The sequence below is a fragment of the Saccharopolyspora aridisoli genome (genome assembly GCF_004348445.1).
Taxonomy (GTDB): Bacteria; Actinomycetota; Actinomycetes; order Mycobacteriales; family Pseudonocardiaceae; genus Saccharopolyspora; species Saccharopolyspora aridisoli.
This window is the reverse complement of record NZ_SMKV01000016.1, coordinates 76,560-92,029: the sequence shown is the minus strand read 5'-3', so window position 1 is coordinate 92,029 and position 15,470 is coordinate 76,560. Positions and strand designations below refer to the sequence as shown.

Annotated in this window: 16 protein-coding genes; 8 read left to right on the top strand and 8 right to left on the bottom strand. The window is 71.0% G+C overall.

Going from position 1 to position 15,470, the window contains the following annotated elements; genetic code table 11:
- Nucleotides 1-10 precede the first annotated feature (10 nt).
- Together E1161_RS15180 and E1161_RS15175 are read left to right on the top strand one after the other, a co-directional pair.
- A complete protein-coding gene (locus tag E1161_RS15180) occupies nt 11-397 on the top strand; it encodes a YchJ family protein (RefSeq protein WP_132623865.1) in 387 nt (128 codons plus the stop codon).
- 114 nt (nt 398-511) lie between these two features.
- Complete coding sequence (locus tag E1161_RS15175) at nt 512-1,096, top strand: cysteine hydrolase (protein ID WP_132623863.1); 585 nt, start codon at nt 512-514, stop codon at nt 1,094-1,096.
- Here E1161_RS15175 and E1161_RS15170 read toward each other — a convergent pair whose 3' ends face one another.
- The 7 genes from E1161_RS15170 to E1161_RS15145 all read right to left on the bottom strand — a co-directional run bounded on the left by E1161_RS15170 (nt 1,097) and on the right by E1161_RS15145 (nt 7,391).
- A complete protein-coding gene (locus E1161_RS15170) occupies nt 1,097-1,645 on the bottom strand; it encodes a GNAT family N-acetyltransferase (RefSeq protein ID WP_132623861.1) in 549 nt (182 codons plus the stop codon).
- 91 nt (nt 1,646-1,736) lie between these two features.
- A complete protein-coding gene (locus E1161_RS15165; protein ID WP_132623859.1) occupies nt 1,737-2,216 on the bottom strand; it encodes a DUF4396 domain-containing protein in 480 nt (159 codons plus the stop codon).
- A 412-nt stretch (nt 2,217-2,628) separates the two neighbouring features.
- Nucleotides 2,629-3,402, bottom strand: coding sequence for an HpcH/HpaI aldolase family protein (locus E1161_RS15160; RefSeq protein ID WP_132623857.1), 774 nt, complete (start codon nt 3,400-3,402; stop codon nt 2,629-2,631).
- 91 nt (nt 3,403-3,493) lie between these two features.
- Nucleotides 3,494-3,667 carry a hypothetical protein gene (locus E1161_RS27180; protein ID WP_165939801.1) on the bottom strand — a complete coding sequence of 58 codons (174 nt, stop codon included), beginning with the start codon at nt 3,665-3,667 and terminating at the stop codon, nt 3,494-3,496.
- Between the two features lie 142 nt (nt 3,668-3,809).
- Complete coding sequence (locus E1161_RS15155; protein WP_207920255.1) at nt 3,810-4,931, bottom strand: amidohydrolase family protein; 1,122 nt, start codon at nt 4,929-4,931, stop codon at nt 3,810-3,812.
- A 441-nt stretch (nt 4,932-5,372) separates the two neighbouring features.
- Nucleotides 5,373-6,992, bottom strand: coding sequence for a class I adenylate-forming enzyme family protein (locus tag E1161_RS15150; RefSeq protein WP_132623855.1), 1,620 nt, complete (start codon nt 6,990-6,992; stop codon nt 5,373-5,375).
- Nucleotides 6,993-7,163: 171 nt separating this feature from the next.
- Nucleotides 7,164-7,391 (bottom strand): hypothetical protein, encoded by a 228-nt coding sequence (locus E1161_RS15145; RefSeq protein ID WP_132623853.1) that lies wholly within the window; start codon nt 7,389-7,391, stop codon nt 7,164-7,166.
- A 261-nt stretch (nt 7,392-7,652) separates the two neighbouring features.
- Here E1161_RS15145 and E1161_RS15140 point away from each other — a divergent pair, with 261 nt between their 5' ends.
- Nucleotides 7,653-8,615, top strand: a complete 963-nt coding sequence (locus tag E1161_RS15140) for a Gfo/Idh/MocA family oxidoreductase (protein WP_132623851.1) — start codon at nt 7,653-7,655, stop codon at nt 8,613-8,615.
- Nucleotides 8,605-9,444 carry a sugar phosphate isomerase/epimerase family protein gene (locus E1161_RS15135; protein ID WP_132623849.1) on the top strand — a complete coding sequence of 280 codons (840 nt, stop codon included), beginning with the start codon at nt 8,605-8,607 and terminating at the stop codon, nt 9,442-9,444. Before E1161_RS15140 ends, E1161_RS15135 begins: the two co-directional genes overlap by 11 nt.
- A gap of 6 nt (nt 9,445-9,450) precedes the next feature.
- On the opposite strand, the gene E1161_RS15130 is transcribed toward E1161_RS15135, so the two are convergent.
- On the bottom strand, nt 9,451-9,753 hold the full coding sequence (locus E1161_RS15130; protein WP_132623847.1) for a hypothetical protein: 303 nt from the start codon (nt 9,751-9,753) through the stop codon (nt 9,451-9,453).
- 480 nt (nt 9,754-10,233) lie between these two features.
- Here E1161_RS15130 and E1161_RS15125 point away from each other — a divergent pair, with 480 nt between their 5' ends.
- The 4 genes from E1161_RS15125 to E1161_RS15110 are packed head-to-tail and all read left to right on the top strand — an operon-like array spanning nt 10,234 to nt 15,468.
- Nucleotides 10,234-11,025 carry a TIGR03084 family metal-binding protein gene (locus tag E1161_RS15125; protein WP_132623845.1) on the top strand — a complete coding sequence of 264 codons (792 nt, stop codon included), beginning with the start codon at nt 10,234-10,236 and terminating at the stop codon, nt 11,023-11,025.
- A complete protein-coding gene (locus E1161_RS15120) occupies nt 11,022-12,728 on the top strand; it encodes an acyclic terpene utilization AtuA family protein (protein WP_268951391.1) in 1,707 nt (568 codons plus the stop codon). Before E1161_RS15125 ends, E1161_RS15120 begins: the two co-directional genes overlap by 4 nt.
- Nucleotides 12,725-13,873, top strand: coding sequence for an acyl-CoA dehydrogenase family protein (locus tag E1161_RS15115; RefSeq protein ID WP_132623843.1), 1,149 nt, complete (start codon nt 12,725-12,727; stop codon nt 13,871-13,873). The genes E1161_RS15120 and E1161_RS15115 overlap by 4 nt, the downstream gene beginning before the upstream one ends.
- Nucleotides 13,870-15,468 (top strand): acyl-CoA carboxylase subunit beta, encoded by a 1,599-nt coding sequence (locus E1161_RS15110; RefSeq protein WP_132623841.1) that lies wholly within the window; start codon nt 13,870-13,872, stop codon nt 15,466-15,468. The genes E1161_RS15115 and E1161_RS15110 overlap by 4 nt, the downstream gene beginning before the upstream one ends.
- Nucleotides 15,469-15,470 lie beyond the last annotated feature (2 nt).

Sequence of the window (15,470 nt, the reverse complement as noted above, 5' to 3'; positions counted from 1 at the left end):
AACTTCCCAGGTGAGCGTGAAGGATTTGTGCGCCTGCGGACTTGGCGAACCCTACGGCGAGTGCTGCGGACCGCTGCACGCCGGTGAGCGCGACGCGGCCACGGCCGAGCAGCTGATGCGGTCGCGCTACTCGGCGTTCGCGGTCGGCGACGCGGACTACCTGCTGCGCACCTGGCACCCGAAGACGCGCCCGGCCGAGCTCGACCTCGACCCGGCGCAGCGTTGGCTCCGCCTGGAAATCTTGAGCCGCACCGGCGGCGGTCCCTTCGACGCCGAGGGAACCGTGGACTTCCGCGCCCTCTACCGCCACGACGGTGCGACCGGGTCGCTCACCGAGCACAGCCGCTTCACCCGCCGTGGCAAGACCTGGTTCTACGTCGATGGCGACCACGGCTGAACGACGGCGTTCCCGGCAGAAACACGCGAGACCGACATCGGTCATGGATCCACTACGTGGAGTCCGCATTCCCCCCTCCCGCCACCTGGCCGTTGCATCGGGCACGATTCGGGCATGGCGAACGGTTCACACGCGGTACTGGCGCTGCACTGGCAGGTCAACGTGATCAAACCCGAGGGGTTCTTCGGCGGCATGCTCGCCGAACCGGTGGCCCGCAGCGGCGTGGTCGAGCGCGCGGCGCGCTTCCACGCCGAGGCGACCGCGCCGGTGGTGTTCACCCGCTTCACCGTCCCGGAGGGCGAGGGGCAGCTGGTGCGCAACACCGAGTTCATGCGCGCGGTCGGCGAGGCCCAGGAGCTCTTCCGCCCCGACTCCCCCGGTGCGCAGCTGATCCCGGAGATGTCCGGCGCGCTGGACGTGGTGGACAACCAGAAGCTCTCCGGCCTCGCGGGCAACGACCTGCCCGACCGCTTGACCGCCCGGGGGATCGACACGCTGTTCATCACCGGCGTCGCCACGAACCTGACGGTCGAGCAGACCGCCCGCCACGCCACCGATCTGGGCTTCACCGCCCACGTCGTCACCGATTGCACGACGGCGGCGGACCCGGCCGTCCACCAGGCGGCCGTGGCGAACCTGAACCTCACGACCGCGGGTTGCCTGAGCAGCGCCGAGGCCCTCGCCCGCCTCGGCGGGTGATCACCTGGCCGGTCTGGGGCTGAAGTCACCCGGGGCGAAGGTGAAGACCGTGTAGGCGCGGTCGTCGAGGGTGAACCGAGTGTGCTTCTTCATGCCGAGCGCCCGGGTTGCCTTCAACGCGCGCTGGTTGGTGTTCTCCACGAAGAGCGCGGCGCTGGGGTACCGGTCGCCGAGCATGAGGGCCATGCCCGACAGCAGCATCCGGACGACGCCCTTGCCGCGGTACTTCGGCGCGACCACCACCGGGCCGCAGTGCAGGACGGGACCTTCGAGGTTCTTGGTCAGCTCCGCGGTCCGCTGCGCCGGTCCGGGCAGCGCGCTGCCGCCTTCCGAGGTCAGCACGACCCCGGCGAGCTTGTCCTTGTCCTCCACCAGGAACGTGCCGGGACCCTCGGTGAACGCCTCCAGCACCTCCTCGTCCCACTCGCCGGGGACGAACCCCTGTTCCCCGCGCTTGGCCTCGGGCACCGCGCTCTCCTGCGCGGAACGGAGCAGTTCGAGGATCGCGGGCCGGTCCTCCTTGGTGGCGAGACGAAGAGACATCGGCATGGCCCGAGCCTAACCGGGCCTGCCACCAGCGGCGTTGACCGGTTCTGGTGGAGCCGCCAGGTGGGACGAGCGATTCCGCAACAGCTCCTGACTAGTGGTACTGGTGCATCACGGCGTGGCCCTTGCCCCGCCTGATCAGGACCCGGTTGACCGGGACGGTGAGCACGAAGGCGATGGCCAGGGCCGCGGCGAGCGAGACCCAGAACAGCCAGCTGACCAGGCCCGCGTCCATGGCACCAGGGATCAGCACCATGAACAGGTTGTCGACGATCTCCATGACGGTGATCGACAGCGTGTCTGCGGCGAAGGCGACGCCGATGGCCGCGCCGAGGCCGACGCCCGCGCGCAGCACGGGAACGATCGTCAGGCTGTAGCCGAACAGGAACGCCAGCGCGATCGCGAGCGCGATGGTGGCCAGGTCCCCCCAGCCGAGCGCGGTTCCGATGACCATGCCGAGGACTTCGCCGATGGCGCAGCCGGTCAGGCAGTGCGCCGTGGCGCTGATGGCTGACCGGGTCAGCGCGCGACCGTCCTGCTGCTCGACACCGGCGTGGTGGTGCTCGTGGTCCATGATGCCCTCCCCGCGACGGTCCACCTTCATCCTGCCAAAAAACATACCCCTAGGGGGTAGGGGTGTCAACGATCCGGGCGTCGACCACTGGATGAGGCCCTGACCTGCGAAAGCGGGACCGGGAAAAATCTGTTGCCGATGGAACGGGACGCGGCATAACCTGCGGACACACAGGAAAGGAGGTGGTCCGACGTTGAATACCAACAGGACTTGTGAGGTGGCTGTCCGCTAGGACCGCCCACGGCACATCAGCCGACCCGACGTGTGCGAATCCCGAAACCTGTGGATCCCGACGCGGGAGAGCGGTCGGCGAATACCAGGCAGCTACCCGGCCCCGGAGCCCCGAACTGCGTCCGGTTCGGCCTTCTCACCGAGGAGGAAACGGCTCCGGGGCTGCTGCGCGCTCAGGGCCTCAGCGCTGGGCCGACCCCCTGGCCACGCGCAGGTGACCGGCTGCGGCGGCCTCCAGGTGCACCAGGTCGCAGGAGATGCTGGCGAACGTGTAGCCCTGGGCGAGCCGCGGTCCGGCCTCGTCGCCGTCGGACACGTGGAACCCGGCGGCGATGCCCGCCTCCGCCGCCGCGCTCTGGATCTCCTCGACCGCGGCCTCGAACTCCTCGGCCACGTCCGGATCTCCCGGGTGGGCACCGCCGACGGCCAGGCACAGGTCGGCAGGGCCGACGTAGACCCCGTCGAGCCCGGCGGTCGCGCAGATCTCGCGAACGTTGGCCAAGCCCTGCGCGGTCTCGATCATCGCGATCACCACCGTCGACTCGTCCGCTTCGATCGGCCGGGGGCCGACTCGCAGGCCCGACCGCATCGGACCGTAGGAGCGGCGCCCGCGCGGCGGGTAGCGGGTGGCCTCGACCGCTGAGGCCGCGTCCTCAGGCGTGTCGACCAGCGGGACGATGACTCCGGCGGCCCCCGCGTCCAGGGCGTGGCCGATCCCGCTGGGCTCGTTCGCCGCGACCCGGACCAGCCCCTTCGCACCGCCGGCGGCATCGATGGCCAGCAACGCGTTGATCACCCCGGAATGGCCGATGAGCCCGTGCTGGACGTCGACGACCAGGTAGTCGTAGCCCACCCGCGCGATCCGCTCGGTGGCGGCCGGGGCGTCGAGCGCGATCCAGTACCCGACGAGCTCCTCACGAGCGCGCAGATCGCGCGCGAATTCGGCTGCGGACACGGTGTTCCTCCCGGCGTGACGATCAGGTGGTCTCACGTCGTTCCTACCGACCCGCACACCGCGTTCCAACAGCCCGCGCCGGGGCGTCGACTCACAAGCCGAACAACGACACCACCGAGACCAACGCCAGGCCCACTACAGCGAGTGCGCCGGAGGTCACCGCGAGACGCTGCGCGACGACCTTCCGGCCGACCATCGCGGCAACCGTTCCGACTACCAGCGCGAGCGGGATCAGCACAGCGCACAGCAGGTCAAGAGGCGCCATCGCCTGATCCCTCCCCGTAACAACGTCGTCAACTCCGGTGGGCGGCCACCAACGTAACGATCAGGGGCGCCACCGTCCACACCTCACGGTGGGTGATACCGGGCACTTGGCTCGAATCCGCCACCGCCTCACCGGATCGTCGTCACGGTGGCGCGTCGCGCAGGCGGTAGACGCGCCCGGCGTTGTCCCGCCCGATCATGCGGGCCACCCGGACCGCGTCGTCGAGGTGCCAGTCGCCGGATTCGACGTGGCGGGCCAGCACCCGGCTCATCCCCGTGCGCCAGAGCCGAGCGCCGAGGTGGTGCAGCTCCGGCAGTCCCCAGGCGTCGGAGGAGTAGAGGACCTTGGCGAACGGGGCGAGTTCCAGGGATTCTGCGATCACCGCCTCCGACCGCGCGCCGGTGTGGTTGATCGCCAGCCCGACGTCGAAGTGGACGTGCGGGAAGACCTGGGCGAGGTAGGCGGCGTTGCGGTGGAACGGGTAGCAGTGCAGCAACAGCAGGTCCACGCCGTGCGGCTCGACGTTCTTGATGAACCGGGTCAGCAGCAGCGGGTCGCAGCGGTGCAGTTCCAGGTCGGGATCGCCGTAGGCGGTGTGCAGCTGGATCGGCAGTCCGCGCTCCACGCCCGCCCACAGCGCGAACCGCAGCAGCACCGGATCGCTCACCCGGGGAGCGCCCTCCTGGAGCCACGTGCCGGCCGCTCGGACGACCTCGGCTTCACCGGGCGGCTCCGGGTCGAAGTCGAAGCCGTACCGGTAGGCGATGATGCTCTTCAGGCCCACCGGCGACCGGCTCGCCAGCGCCTCGCGGAACCGCGACGGCAGCTCCACCGCCGACACCCCGGACCGCGCGACCTCCTCCAGCACCGCTTCCAGGCGGACGACCTCGTGCACCGGTCTTCCCGACAACCGGGCGAGGTCCGCCACACCGAGACCGCTGTCCAGCCCGGTTTCGAGCAGCACGCACCCCACTCCGGAGGCGTCGAGCAACCGCCGGGTCACCTCGTTCCATCCCAGCGATCGCCTGACCGCCAGGTACTCCTCCGGCGAGGTGTGCGGCGCCAGCCCCAGGACCGGGGCGCACCACCGCCGCACGGCGAACCCGAGCGGCGAGTCGAACTGCGTCATCCACGGCGGAACGGCGCGATCGGACTCGGTGAGCAGGCCCTCGAACTCCGCCCGACCCGGATCAGCGGGCAGCACCCCGTGCGCGTGGTGGTCCACCAGCGCGATTCCCTCGATCTCCGCGGCCAACGACTCCACGAGCACCACCTCTCGGAACGGGGCGCGAACGAACCTACCCAGTTCCCGCGGTCGCGGCGCGCGATCCGGCGAGCTGATCCACACCGGCTACTGTCGCGTCGTTCCAGTGGAATTCACAGTCGGTCGTGGACGGTGTCGGGTGGATCGGTGCGTTGCGCAGGGCCGGATCAAGACCCGGATCGCCCGTTGGGACCTCGTCGGCAGCGCCGGCTGACCCGCCAGGACGTCGAGCTGGAGGCCGAGCGGATCGCCCGCGCCTTCGGCGTCGACCGGGCCTACCCCGCGGCCTCGCGGCTCCGCGCCTCCCTCGGCGGACTCTCCGACCTCTGCGCCGACCAGGCCGGGGTCCCCGCGAGAGGACGATCACCGAAGCTCAGATCGCCACCTCCTCCGCGGAACGCTGTGCCGCGACGAACTGCTCCTCGCGATCCGCGAACACCACTACGGCAGGCCGGACGTGGAGCTCATCGCGGGCTGGTCCGCAGCGAAGCGCTCGGTGGCGAGCGCGGTGACCGTGCGCCGGCAGACCTCGCCGGTCGGCGCCAGCGGCAGTTCGGGCAACCGGAGCAGGAACTCCGGGAGCTTGCGCCGCTCCAGCCCCCGTTCCGCCTCCAGGAACGCGGTGACCTCGCCCAGGGTCAGGTCCTCGCTCCCGGCGGCCTGGCTGATGCAGGCGCACAGCCGCTCCCCCAGGTCATCGTCCGGGACCGGCACGCAGGCCACGTCCACCACGCCGGGATGCGCGCCGATCTCCCGCTCCACCTCGGCCGGGCTGATCTGGTAACCGCCGCGCGACACGATGTTGTCCATCCTGCCGTGCACGTGCAGCCGCCCGAGTTCGTCCAGCACGCCCCGGTCACCGCTGCGCACCCACCCGCCCCGCGTGCGGTAGCGCTCGTCGAGTTCGGCATCGGCGACGTAGCTCAGCGGCGTCATCGGCCCGCGCGCCCAGATCTCCCCTGCCTCACCGGGACCGGCGTCACGCCCGAGCTCGTCGACGATGCGGATCTCGGCGACCTCCGGGTCCGGTGAGCCGGTTCCCGTCCCCTCGCCGGTGCCGGTGAGCGCCGTGTGGCAGTTGATGCCGTCGGACGAGCCGTAGACGGTGATCACGCGCGCGGCGAACCGTCGGGTGCACGCGCGGGCGGTGACGTCCGACAGCGGTGCCGCACTGGACACCACCGCTCGCAGGCTCGACAGGTCCTCGTCCGCTTCGGCCGGGTGCTCGGTGAGCCTGCGCAGCATCGTGGGCAATCCGAACAGGTGGGTCGGCCGGTGCCGGGTGATCGCGCGGAGCGCGTCGCCCGCGTCGAAGCGGTCCTGCAGGACGACCGTCGCACTGAGCGCGGCGATGCTCACGTGGGTGACGAGCGAGCCGTAGGAGGACGCGAGCTCCATCAGCGCCAGGGCCCGCATCGGCTCGTCGCCTCCGCTCAACGCCCTCACGTAGTTGGCCCGGCCGCCCGCCATCGCGTTGTGCGAGTAAGCGATCATCTTCGGTTCGGACTGCGAGCCGGAGGTGACCAGGATGCGCACCGGTGCCTCGGGGTCGAGTTCCGGCGGGTGCCAGTCGGCGCCGCTGTCGAGGTCGTCGAAGACGTGCGCCGCGCGCAGCGTCGGCAGCCCGGTGGCGACCTCGGCATCAGCGGGGTCGCTGAAGATGACCGCTGCGGCGCGGGATCGGCCCAGCAGGCTGATCGTGTCCTTGGTTCCGGTCCCTCCGGGGTAGGCCAGCACCACGGCTCCGATGGCGGCGACCGCGAGTTCCGCGACCACCGTGCGCCACCCGTTGGGCAACCGGATACCGATGATGTCGCCCTCGCCGAACCCCTCGGCGCTCAGCGCGGCGGCCACGCGCCGCACCGCCTGGTCGAGGTCCTGGTAGGCCAACGCCACCTCGCCGTCGATGACGGCTTCGCGTCGCGGGTGCGACCTGACCCGGTCGGTGAACAGGTCGTAGATCGGTCGGTCCGGGCACAAGCCCTGCTCGACCCAGTGCGCGCGCAGCTCGGCGGGCACCAGGTCGCGGATCTCGATCCCGTTGCGCGACGTCCAGGTCATGCGAACTCCCAGGGGCTGTGGTGACACGTGCGTGGTGTGGTCCAGGGGCGCGCTCGGACCGCGGGTCGGCGGCGAGTTCCCGCCGGTCGGTGCACACCGACGTGCCGTCGGGAAGCACCACCCGGCCGTCCCTCTCCAGCAGCCGCGCAGGACGTGTCGGGTTCCTGGGGATCACGCCCGGAGGTCGCCGCGTTCAGCACGTCCGGGTGCCCAGTTGTGCACGGAAGCGTCGACCACCCGTCGCGCACCGGTACTCCCCGCGAGCGCGAGTTCGCCGACCTGCTCCCCGTGCGAGAACTTGCGGTCGTCGAAGACGTCGCAGGCCTGGGCGCTGATCTCCGGGCAGGGCCTTTCGAAGGTGCGCGCCTGGGAGAGGAACGGAACGGGTCCCTCCGCCACTCGCCCAACGAATCCCGTCCCGAGGGACACCGCCGACCAACCCCCTGCGAAGCACTCCGCACCGCTGCCGCACCTGGATCGAACCTAACGACTCCTGATCGTCTCCGACGGGTGGACGAGACATCTTCACTCCTTCCAGTGAGACACCGTTTTCACGTCGGCAGAACGACTTCCGGCTCCGGTGGTGATCTGTACAGTCGGCCGGAGCCGGGCTCTCCGGCGTTCCCGCGCCACCTACTGGTCCACAAAGGACATCGCGTCATGCTGCAACCCTTCGTGATCGGGTTCGGCCGTGCCGGATCGGGCCTGCACCTGCGGGCGCTGGCGCAGGCACGCGAGGTCGCGTCCGGGCTGTTCGCACCAGGTCCCGTGGTGGCCTGCGACCCCGACGCGAGACGGCACCGGCCGGACGTCACCGCGACCGACTCGATCGCCTCCGCGTCCGCGCTGCTCGACCCGAACCGCACCGTCGCCCACGTCTGCACGCCGCCGCAGGGTCGCGCGGCGGTCCTCGCCGAACTCGCCGAGCACGGCTTCCGCCGCCTCATCGTCGAGGAACCGCTGGCCACCGACCTGGACGGGCTCGCGGCGATCAGCGCGTTGCGCGACCGGCACGCCTTGGACGTCGCGGTGGTCAGCCACTGGCTCGATTCCCGGCTCACCGAGCACCTGACCGGCCTCGTCGGGCGCGGCGGACTGCGGTCGATCACCTTCGACCAGGACGAAACCCGCCCCACCCGTTCCTGCGCGAGCAGCCTGCACCCGACCGCGTTCGACGTGGAGCTGCCGCACGCGCTCGGCGTGGTGCTGCGGCTGGCAGGTGCGGCCGACCTCGCCGAGGCCGAGTGCGCCGACATGCGCTTCGCCGACACCGCCCTGCCCAGGCTGGGCAGCGCCCGGCTGGCTCTGACGCACGCGAGCGGCGTGCGCAGCGAGATCAGGTCGGACCTGACCGCGCCGAACCGGCGCCGCCGCATCACCCTCGATCTCGACGGCGTCCGGGCCGTCGGCCACTACCCGGTCGGGGCCGACGACGACCACGCCCAGCTCGACATCAACGGGCGCAGAGCAGTTTTCCGCGACGACGCGCTGACCCGCTGGATGGTCCGCACCTACCTCCACCACCTGCGACCGGCAGGCGAGCACGGCACCTTCGGCCTGCACGCCGACATCACCCGGCTGCTCACCGCCGCCAAGGAGAGGACGCTCGCGCATGCACGCTGACCAACTCGCCGGGATCGGGGACGAAGCCGCCGCCGCGCTGCCGGAGCAGATCGCCGCGATCGCCGACCTCGGCTGGCCCGGCATCGAGCTGCGCGCGGTCGACGGCCTCGCGCTGGCCGACCTGGACTCGTCGCGGTTCTTGCGGGTGCGCCGGGCGCTCCGAGCCACCGGGCTGCGCGTGGTGTGCCTGGATTCGCGCATCGGCAACCGGTCACGTCCCATCACCGCGCCACCGACCGCGGACATGCGGGAACTCGACGTGCTGGCCGAGCGGTGCGCGAGCCTGGGCACCCGCTACATCAGGATCATGTCCTACCTCTCCGACGGGCTGGACGAACCGGAGTGGCAGGCGCGTGTACTGGACCGGATCGCGCTGCTGGGCGACCGAGCGGCCCGCCACGGCGTGGTGCTGCTGCACGAGAACTGCACGGGCTGGGCCGGTTCGGACCCCGAGCGGATGCTGCGGCTGGTGGACGCCGGTGGGCCGTGCCTGCGACTGCTGTTCGACGTGGGCAACGGCGTCGATCACGGCTACGACGCCGTCGACGTGCTCCAGCGCATCCTGCCGCACGTCGAGCACGTGCACGTCAAGGACGCCGTCGGCTCTCCCGGCCACGCCGAGTACGTGCTTCCCGGTGACGGGACCGCGCGCGTGCACGAGTGCCTGCGGATGCTGCTCGACCACGGCTACAACGGCGCGTTCTCCCTCGAACCGCACCTGCTCGCGCGACCCCACGAGGGACTGACCGCCACCGATCCGGCTCCGTTCCTGCGGGCCGGGCGACGGCTGGAGGAGCTGTTGCAAACCGCATCCACCGGTGTCGCCTGATGCCCTTCACCGACGACGACTGCGCGCTGCTCCTGGAGCTGGTGGGCACGCGCGACGGTCAGCCCGCTGGAAACCGCGGAGCCCGAACAGCTCTGGCAGCAGGCCAAGCGCCGCTACGCCCGCGCCGCCGAGGAGGTCGGGTTCGAGGTGCTGCACCACGGACCGCCCGATCCGAGGGTGCTCGAACGCGCCGACGTGCCCGAGGTCGTTCGCCGCGCGGAGCCGGGACTCCTCGACGCGCAGCCGGGCCTGCTGCTGCGCACCGGGCCCGACCTGCCGCGATCCGCGACGGCGATGTTCAACGTGCACCTGGACACCATCGCGGGTCGAACCCGCCGGTCTGCACGTGGGCCGGTTCACCGGTCGTGGCGCGATCGACGCGGAAGTCCCTCCGGTAGCGATGCTCTCGGAGATCCGGGACGCCATCGACGACGGAAATCGCTGTGGAACATGCTGTTTCAGTGCTGACGCGAGTGGTTTCAGGTGAGGAGGGCGGCGCGGTGGTCACCTTCGGCACCCGCCGCTCGTCGAGCGCGGTCATGTCGGCAAGCTCAACACCTGCGAACCCACCGGCCTGCGCTGCCTGCCGCGGTCCACGGCGTCGATGACCGCGCGGGTCCGGGTCGAGGCCACTCGCCGAACTGCGCACCGGCGACCTGCGCAACCGCGTCTACGGCGCCGGAGAGCTGCTGCTCACCCTCTCCTGCGCCACAACGACCGAATTCACGTCCCCGCTAAACCAATCAAGCGCGCTTGATTTTTCTCGGGCTCGGGCCCACCCTGGTCGGCATGGCCAACGTGGGCGCTCTGCTGGACGACATGTGCGTGGAAGGTGACGAGCTCGACGAGCTCGTCACCGAGCTGGACGAGGAGCGCTGGGCCCTCCCCACTCCCGCTGAGGGGTGGACGATCGCGCACCAGATCGCCCACCTGGCCTGGACCGACGACGTGGCGCTGCTGTCGGCGACCGATCCCGACGCCTTCGCGGCCGTCGTGGACCAGGCCGCGCGCAACCCCCTCGGCTTCGTCGACGAAGGCGCCGAGGAGCGCGCTCGCGCCCGGCCCGCCGACCTGATCTCGACGTGGCGCCTCGGCCGCGCCCGGCTCGCCGAAGCGCTCCGCAGCGTCGAGGACGGGCGCAAGCTCCCCTGGTTCGGACCGCCCATGGGCGTCGGCTCGATGGCCACCGCGCGGCTGATGGAGACGTGGGCGCACGGCCAGGACATCGCCGACGCGCTCGGCATCACCCGCACCCCCACCGCGCGGCTCCGCAACGTCGCGCACATCGGCGTGCGCACCCGCGACTTCGCCTACGCCGCCCACGGCCAGACCCCGCCGGCCGACCTGTTCCGCGTCGAACTGGTCGGTCCCGGCGGTGAAGCGTGGGAGTGGGGGCCAGCCGACGCCGCGCAGCGGATCACCGGCCCCGCGCTGGACTTCTGCCTGCTGGTCACCCAGCGGCGGCATCCGGACGACCTCGCCGTCGAGACCACCGGGGGCGACGCCGCGCACTGGCTGACCATCGCGCAGGCGTTCGCCGGAGCGCCCGGCGAGGGCCGGAAGCCGGGGCAGCACTCGTGATCGGCGCCGACTCCGAACTCCTCCGGGTCGGCAACTGCTCCGGCTTCTACGGCGACCGGTTCTCGGCCATGCGCGAGATGCTCACCGGCGGCGAGCTCGACGTGCTCACCGGCGACTACCTGGCCGAGCTGACGATGCTCATCCTCGGCCGCGACCGGCTCAAGGACCCCGAGCTCGGCTACGCCAAGACCTTCCTGCGCCAGCTGGAGGAATGCCTCGGCCTCGCCGCCGAGCGGGGCGTGCGGATCGTGGCCAACGCAGGAGGCGCGAACCCCACCGGTCTCGCCGCGCGGATCCGCGAGCTCACCGACCGGCTGGGGCTGGAGGTGTCGGTCGCGCACGTCGAGGGCGACGACCTCACCGCGCGTGCCGCCGAACTCGACCTCGGCTCGCCCCTGGTGGCCAACGCCTACCTCGGCTGCTGGGGCATCGCGGAGTGCTTGAACGCAGGTGCCGACGTGGTGGTCACCGGCAGGGTCACCGACGCCTCTGTCATCGTCGGACCGGCCGCGGCCCACTTCGGCTGGGACCGCGCCGACCACGACGCGCTCGCGGGAGCGGTCGCCGCGGGTCACGTCATCGAGTGCGGGACGCAGGCCACCGGCGGCAACTACGCGTTCTTCACCGAGATCGCCGACCTGACCCGGCCCGGGTTCCCGATCGCCGAACTGCGGCGGGACGGGACGAGCGTGATCACCAAGCACCCCGGCACCGGTGGCGCGGTCACCGTCGACACCGTGACCGCGCAGCTGATGTACGAGGTCCAGGACGCGCGCTACGCGGGCCCGGACGTCACCACCAGGCTCGACACCATCGAGGTCAGCCAGGACTGCACCGACCGGGTTCGCATCAGCGGTACGCGTGGCGAAGCACCGCCGCCCGAGCTGAAGGTCTCGCTCAACGACCTCGGCGGGTTCCGCAACGAGATGGCCTTCGTGCTCACCGGTCTGGACGTCGAGGCCAAGGCCCAACTCGCCCAACGCCAGCTGGAAGCCGGGCTGGTCCGGCGACCGTCCGGGCTGACCTGGACCCTGTCGCGGCTCGACCGGCCGGACGCCGACACCGAGGAGCGGGCGAGCGCGATCCTGCGCTGCGTGGTGCGAGATCCCGACCAGGACGTGGTGGGACGCGCGTTCTCCGGTGTGGCCGTGGAGATGGCGCTGGCGAGCTACCCCGGGTGCAGTCTCACCAGCGTCCCCGGCAAGGCCTCGCCGTACGGGGTGTTCACCGCGGGGTACGTCGACCCGGCCCAGGTGCCGCACGTGGCGGTGCTCCCGGGCGGTGAACGGGTGGACGTGCCGCCGACGTCCGAGACGCGATCGCTGGAGGTGCTGCCCGAACCGGTTCTGCCGCAACCACTTCCCGACGGTCCCAGCAGGCGGGTCCCGTTGGGCACGTTCGTGGCCGCGCGCAGCGGTGACAAGGGCGGCAACGCCAACGTCGGCGTGTGGGTGCGCACCGAGCAGCAGTGGCGCTGGCTGGCGCACGCGCTCACCGTCGATCGCCTGCGCGCCTTGCTCCCGGAGGCCGCCGAGCTGCCGATCACCCGCACCGTGCTGCCCAACCTGCGAGCGCTGAACTTCGTCGTGGAGGGAATCCTCGGTGAAGGAGCGGCGGCCCAAGCCCGTTTCGACCCCCAGGCGAAGGGACTCGGCGAGTGGCTGCGGTCCCGGCACATCGACGTTCCGGAGGCACTGCTGTGAACCGGTGGGACGACGACGAGCGGCGCGTGCTGCGCGAAACCGCGTGCCGCTTCGTCGAGACCGAGGTCCTGCCGAACCAGGACCAGTGGGAGCGCGACGGCCAACTGCCCCGCCTGCTGCACGAGAAGGCCGGTGCGCTGGGGTTGCTCGGCGCTGCGCTGCCCGTCGAGGTCGGCGGTGGCGGCGGTGACCTCATCGACGCCGCGGTCATCGCCGAGGAGATGCACTACGCCGGCTGTTCCGGCGGCACCTTCGCCTCGCTGTTCACCTGCGGAATCGCGGTGCCGCACATGGTTTCTGCCGGTGATCCGCGGCAGATCGAGCGGTGGGTGAGACCCACGCTGGCCGGGCACAAGATCGGGGCGCTGGCCATCACCGAACCCGGCGGTGGTTCCGACGTCGGTCACCTGCGCACCCGCGCGGACCGCGACGGCGACCACTACGTGGTCAACGGCGCCAAGACGTTCATCACCTCTGGCTGCCGCGCCGACTACGTCGTCACCGCCGTGCGCACCGGCGACGACGGAGCGGGTGGGGTGTCGTTGCTGGTGGTGGAGAAGGACGCGCCGGGCTTCACCGTCTCCCGCAAGCTGGAGAAGATGGGCTGGCACGCCTCCGACACCGCCGAGCTCTCCTTCACCGACGTCCGCGTCCCGGCGGAGAACATGGTGGGAGCGGAGAACTCCGGTTTCCTCCACATCGCCCAGGCGTTCCTCAGCGAACGCCTCTCGCTGGCGGTGCAGGCCTACGCCAGCGCGCAGCGCTGCCTGGGCCTGGCCGAGCAGTGGTGCCGCGACCGCGACACCTTCGGCCGCGCGCTGATCACCCGGCAGGCCGTGCAGAACACGCTCACCGAGATGGCCCGCAAGATCGACGTCGCCCGGGTCTACACCCGACGGCTGGCCGAACGCGCCGTCGCCGGTGAGCAGGACCTGACCGTCGAGGTGTGCTTCGCCAAGAACACCGCGGTGGAAGCCGGCGAGTGGGTCGCCCACCAGGCCTTGCAGCTGTTCGGTGGGCTCGGGTACATGCGCGAGTCCGAGGTCGAGCGCCAGTACCGGGACATGCGCATCCTCGGCATCGGCGGCGGGACCACCGAGATCATGACCGGACTGGCGGCGAACCGATTGGGGTACCGAGGATGACGATCCTGCGATCCGCTCTGGACACCGGTTCCGGGCAGTACGCCGAGGCCGCTCAGGCGATGCTCGACAAGATCGCCGAGGTCGACGAGGCACACGCGACGGCGGTCGCCGGTGGTGGCCCGTCGAAGGTCGAGCGGCACCGCAAGCGCGGCAAGCTCACCGCCCGCGAGCGCATCGAGCTGCTCATCGACGAGGACTCGCCGTTCCTGGAGCTGTGCCCGCTGGCCGCGTGGGGCAGCGACTTCCAAGTGGGCGCGTCGGTGGTCACCGGCATCGGCGTCGTCGAAGGCGTCGAGTGCATGATCGTCGCCAACGACCCGACCGTGCGTGGCGGCACCTCCAACCCGTGGACGCTGCGCAAGTCGTTGCGCGCCAACGAGGTCGTGGAGCGCAACCGGCTACCGGTGATCTCCCTGGTCGAGTCGGGCGGTGCGGACCTGCCGACGCAGAAGGAGGTCTTCATCCCGGGCGGCGCGCTGTTCCGCGATCTGACGCGGCTGTCGGCGGCCGGAATCCCCACCATCGCGCTGGTCTTCGGCAACTCCACGGCCGGTGGCGCCTACATCCCGGGCATGTCCGACCACACGGTGATGGTCAAGGAGCGCTCGAAGGTGTTCCTCGGCGGCCCGCCGCTGGTGAAGATGGCCACCGGTGAGGACGCCGACGACGAGTCGCTGGGCGGAGCCGACATGCACGCCTCCGTGTCGGGCTTGGCGGACCACTTCGCCGTCGACGAGCCGGACGCGCTGCGCATCGGCCGCTCCATCGTGAAACGGCTGAACTGGCGCAAGAAGGGCCCGGCGCCGCGCGCCGAGGTGCGCGAGCCGCTGCACCCTTCCGACGAGCTGCTGGGCGTGGTGCCCACTGATCTGAAGGTGCCGTTCGACCCGCGCGAGGTGATCGCGCGGGTCGTCGACGGCTCCGACTTCGACGAGTTCAAGCCGCGCTACGGAACCAGCCTGGTCACCGGCTGGGCCGAGCTGCACGGATATCCCGTCGGCATCCTCGCCAACGCGCGTGGCGTGCTGTTCTCCGAGGAGTCGCAGAAGGCCACCCAGTTCATCCAGCTGGCCAACCGCGCCGAGACTCCCCTGCTGTTCCTGCACAACACCACCGGTTACATGGTGGGCGCCGAGTACGAGCAGGGCGGCATCATCAAGCACGGCGCGATGATGATCAACGCGGTGTCCAACAGCGAGGTCCCGCACATCTCGCTGCTGATGGGTGCCTCCTACGGCGCCGGCCACTACGGCATGTGCGGCAGGGCCTACGATCCGCGCTTCCTGTTCTCCTGGCCCAGCGCGAAATCCGCCGTGATGGGACCGGCGCAGCTCGCCGGGGTGATCTCGATGGTCGGCCGCGCGGCTGCGGAGGCCAGGGGCCAGCCCTTCGACGAGGCCGGCGACGCGGCGATGCGCGAGGCGGTGGAGAACCAGGTCGAAGCCGAGTCGCTGCCGATGTTCCTCTCCGGACGGCTCTACGACGACGGCGTCATCGACCCGCGCGACACCCGCTCGGTGCTGGGGATGTGCCTGTCGGCCATCCACAACGCCCCGATCGAAGGCGCCGAGGGCTTCGGCGTCTTCCGGATGTGAGG

Bases quoted from the DNA above. Each gene is read 5' to 3' on its own strand.
- E1161_RS15170 (WP_132623861.1), bottom strand. From the start codon at position 1,645: ATGCCGATGTCTCTTCGTCTCGCCACCAAGGAGGACCGGCCCGCGATC.
- E1161_RS15150 (WP_132623855.1), bottom strand. From the start codon at position 6,992: ATGACCTGGACGTCGCGCAACGGGATCGAGATCCGCGACCTGGTGCCC.
- E1161_RS27180 (WP_165939801.1), bottom strand. From the start codon at position 3,667: ATGGCGCCTCTTGACCTGCTGTGCGCTGTGCTGATCCCGCTCGCGCTG.
- E1161_RS15135 (WP_132623849.1), top strand. From the start codon at position 8,605: ATGCACGCTGACCAACTCGCCGGGATCGGGGACGAAGCCGCCGCCGCG.
- E1161_RS15110 (WP_132623841.1), top strand. From the start codon at position 13,870: ATGACGATCCTGCGATCCGCTCTGGACACCGGTTCCGGGCAGTACGCC.
- E1161_RS15140 (WP_132623851.1), top strand. From the start codon at position 7,653: ATGCTGCAACCCTTCGTGATCGGGTTCGGCCGTGCCGGATCGGGCCTG.
- E1161_RS15175 (WP_132623863.1), top strand. From the start codon at position 512: ATGGCGAACGGTTCACACGCGGTACTGGCGCTGCACTGGCAGGTCAAC.
- E1161_RS15125 (WP_132623845.1), top strand. From the start codon at position 10,234: ATGGCCAACGTGGGCGCTCTGCTGGACGACATGTGCGTGGAAGGTGAC.
- E1161_RS15165 (WP_132623859.1), bottom strand. From the start codon at position 2,216: ATGGACCACGAGCACCACCACGCCGGTGTCGAGCAGCAGGACGGTCGC.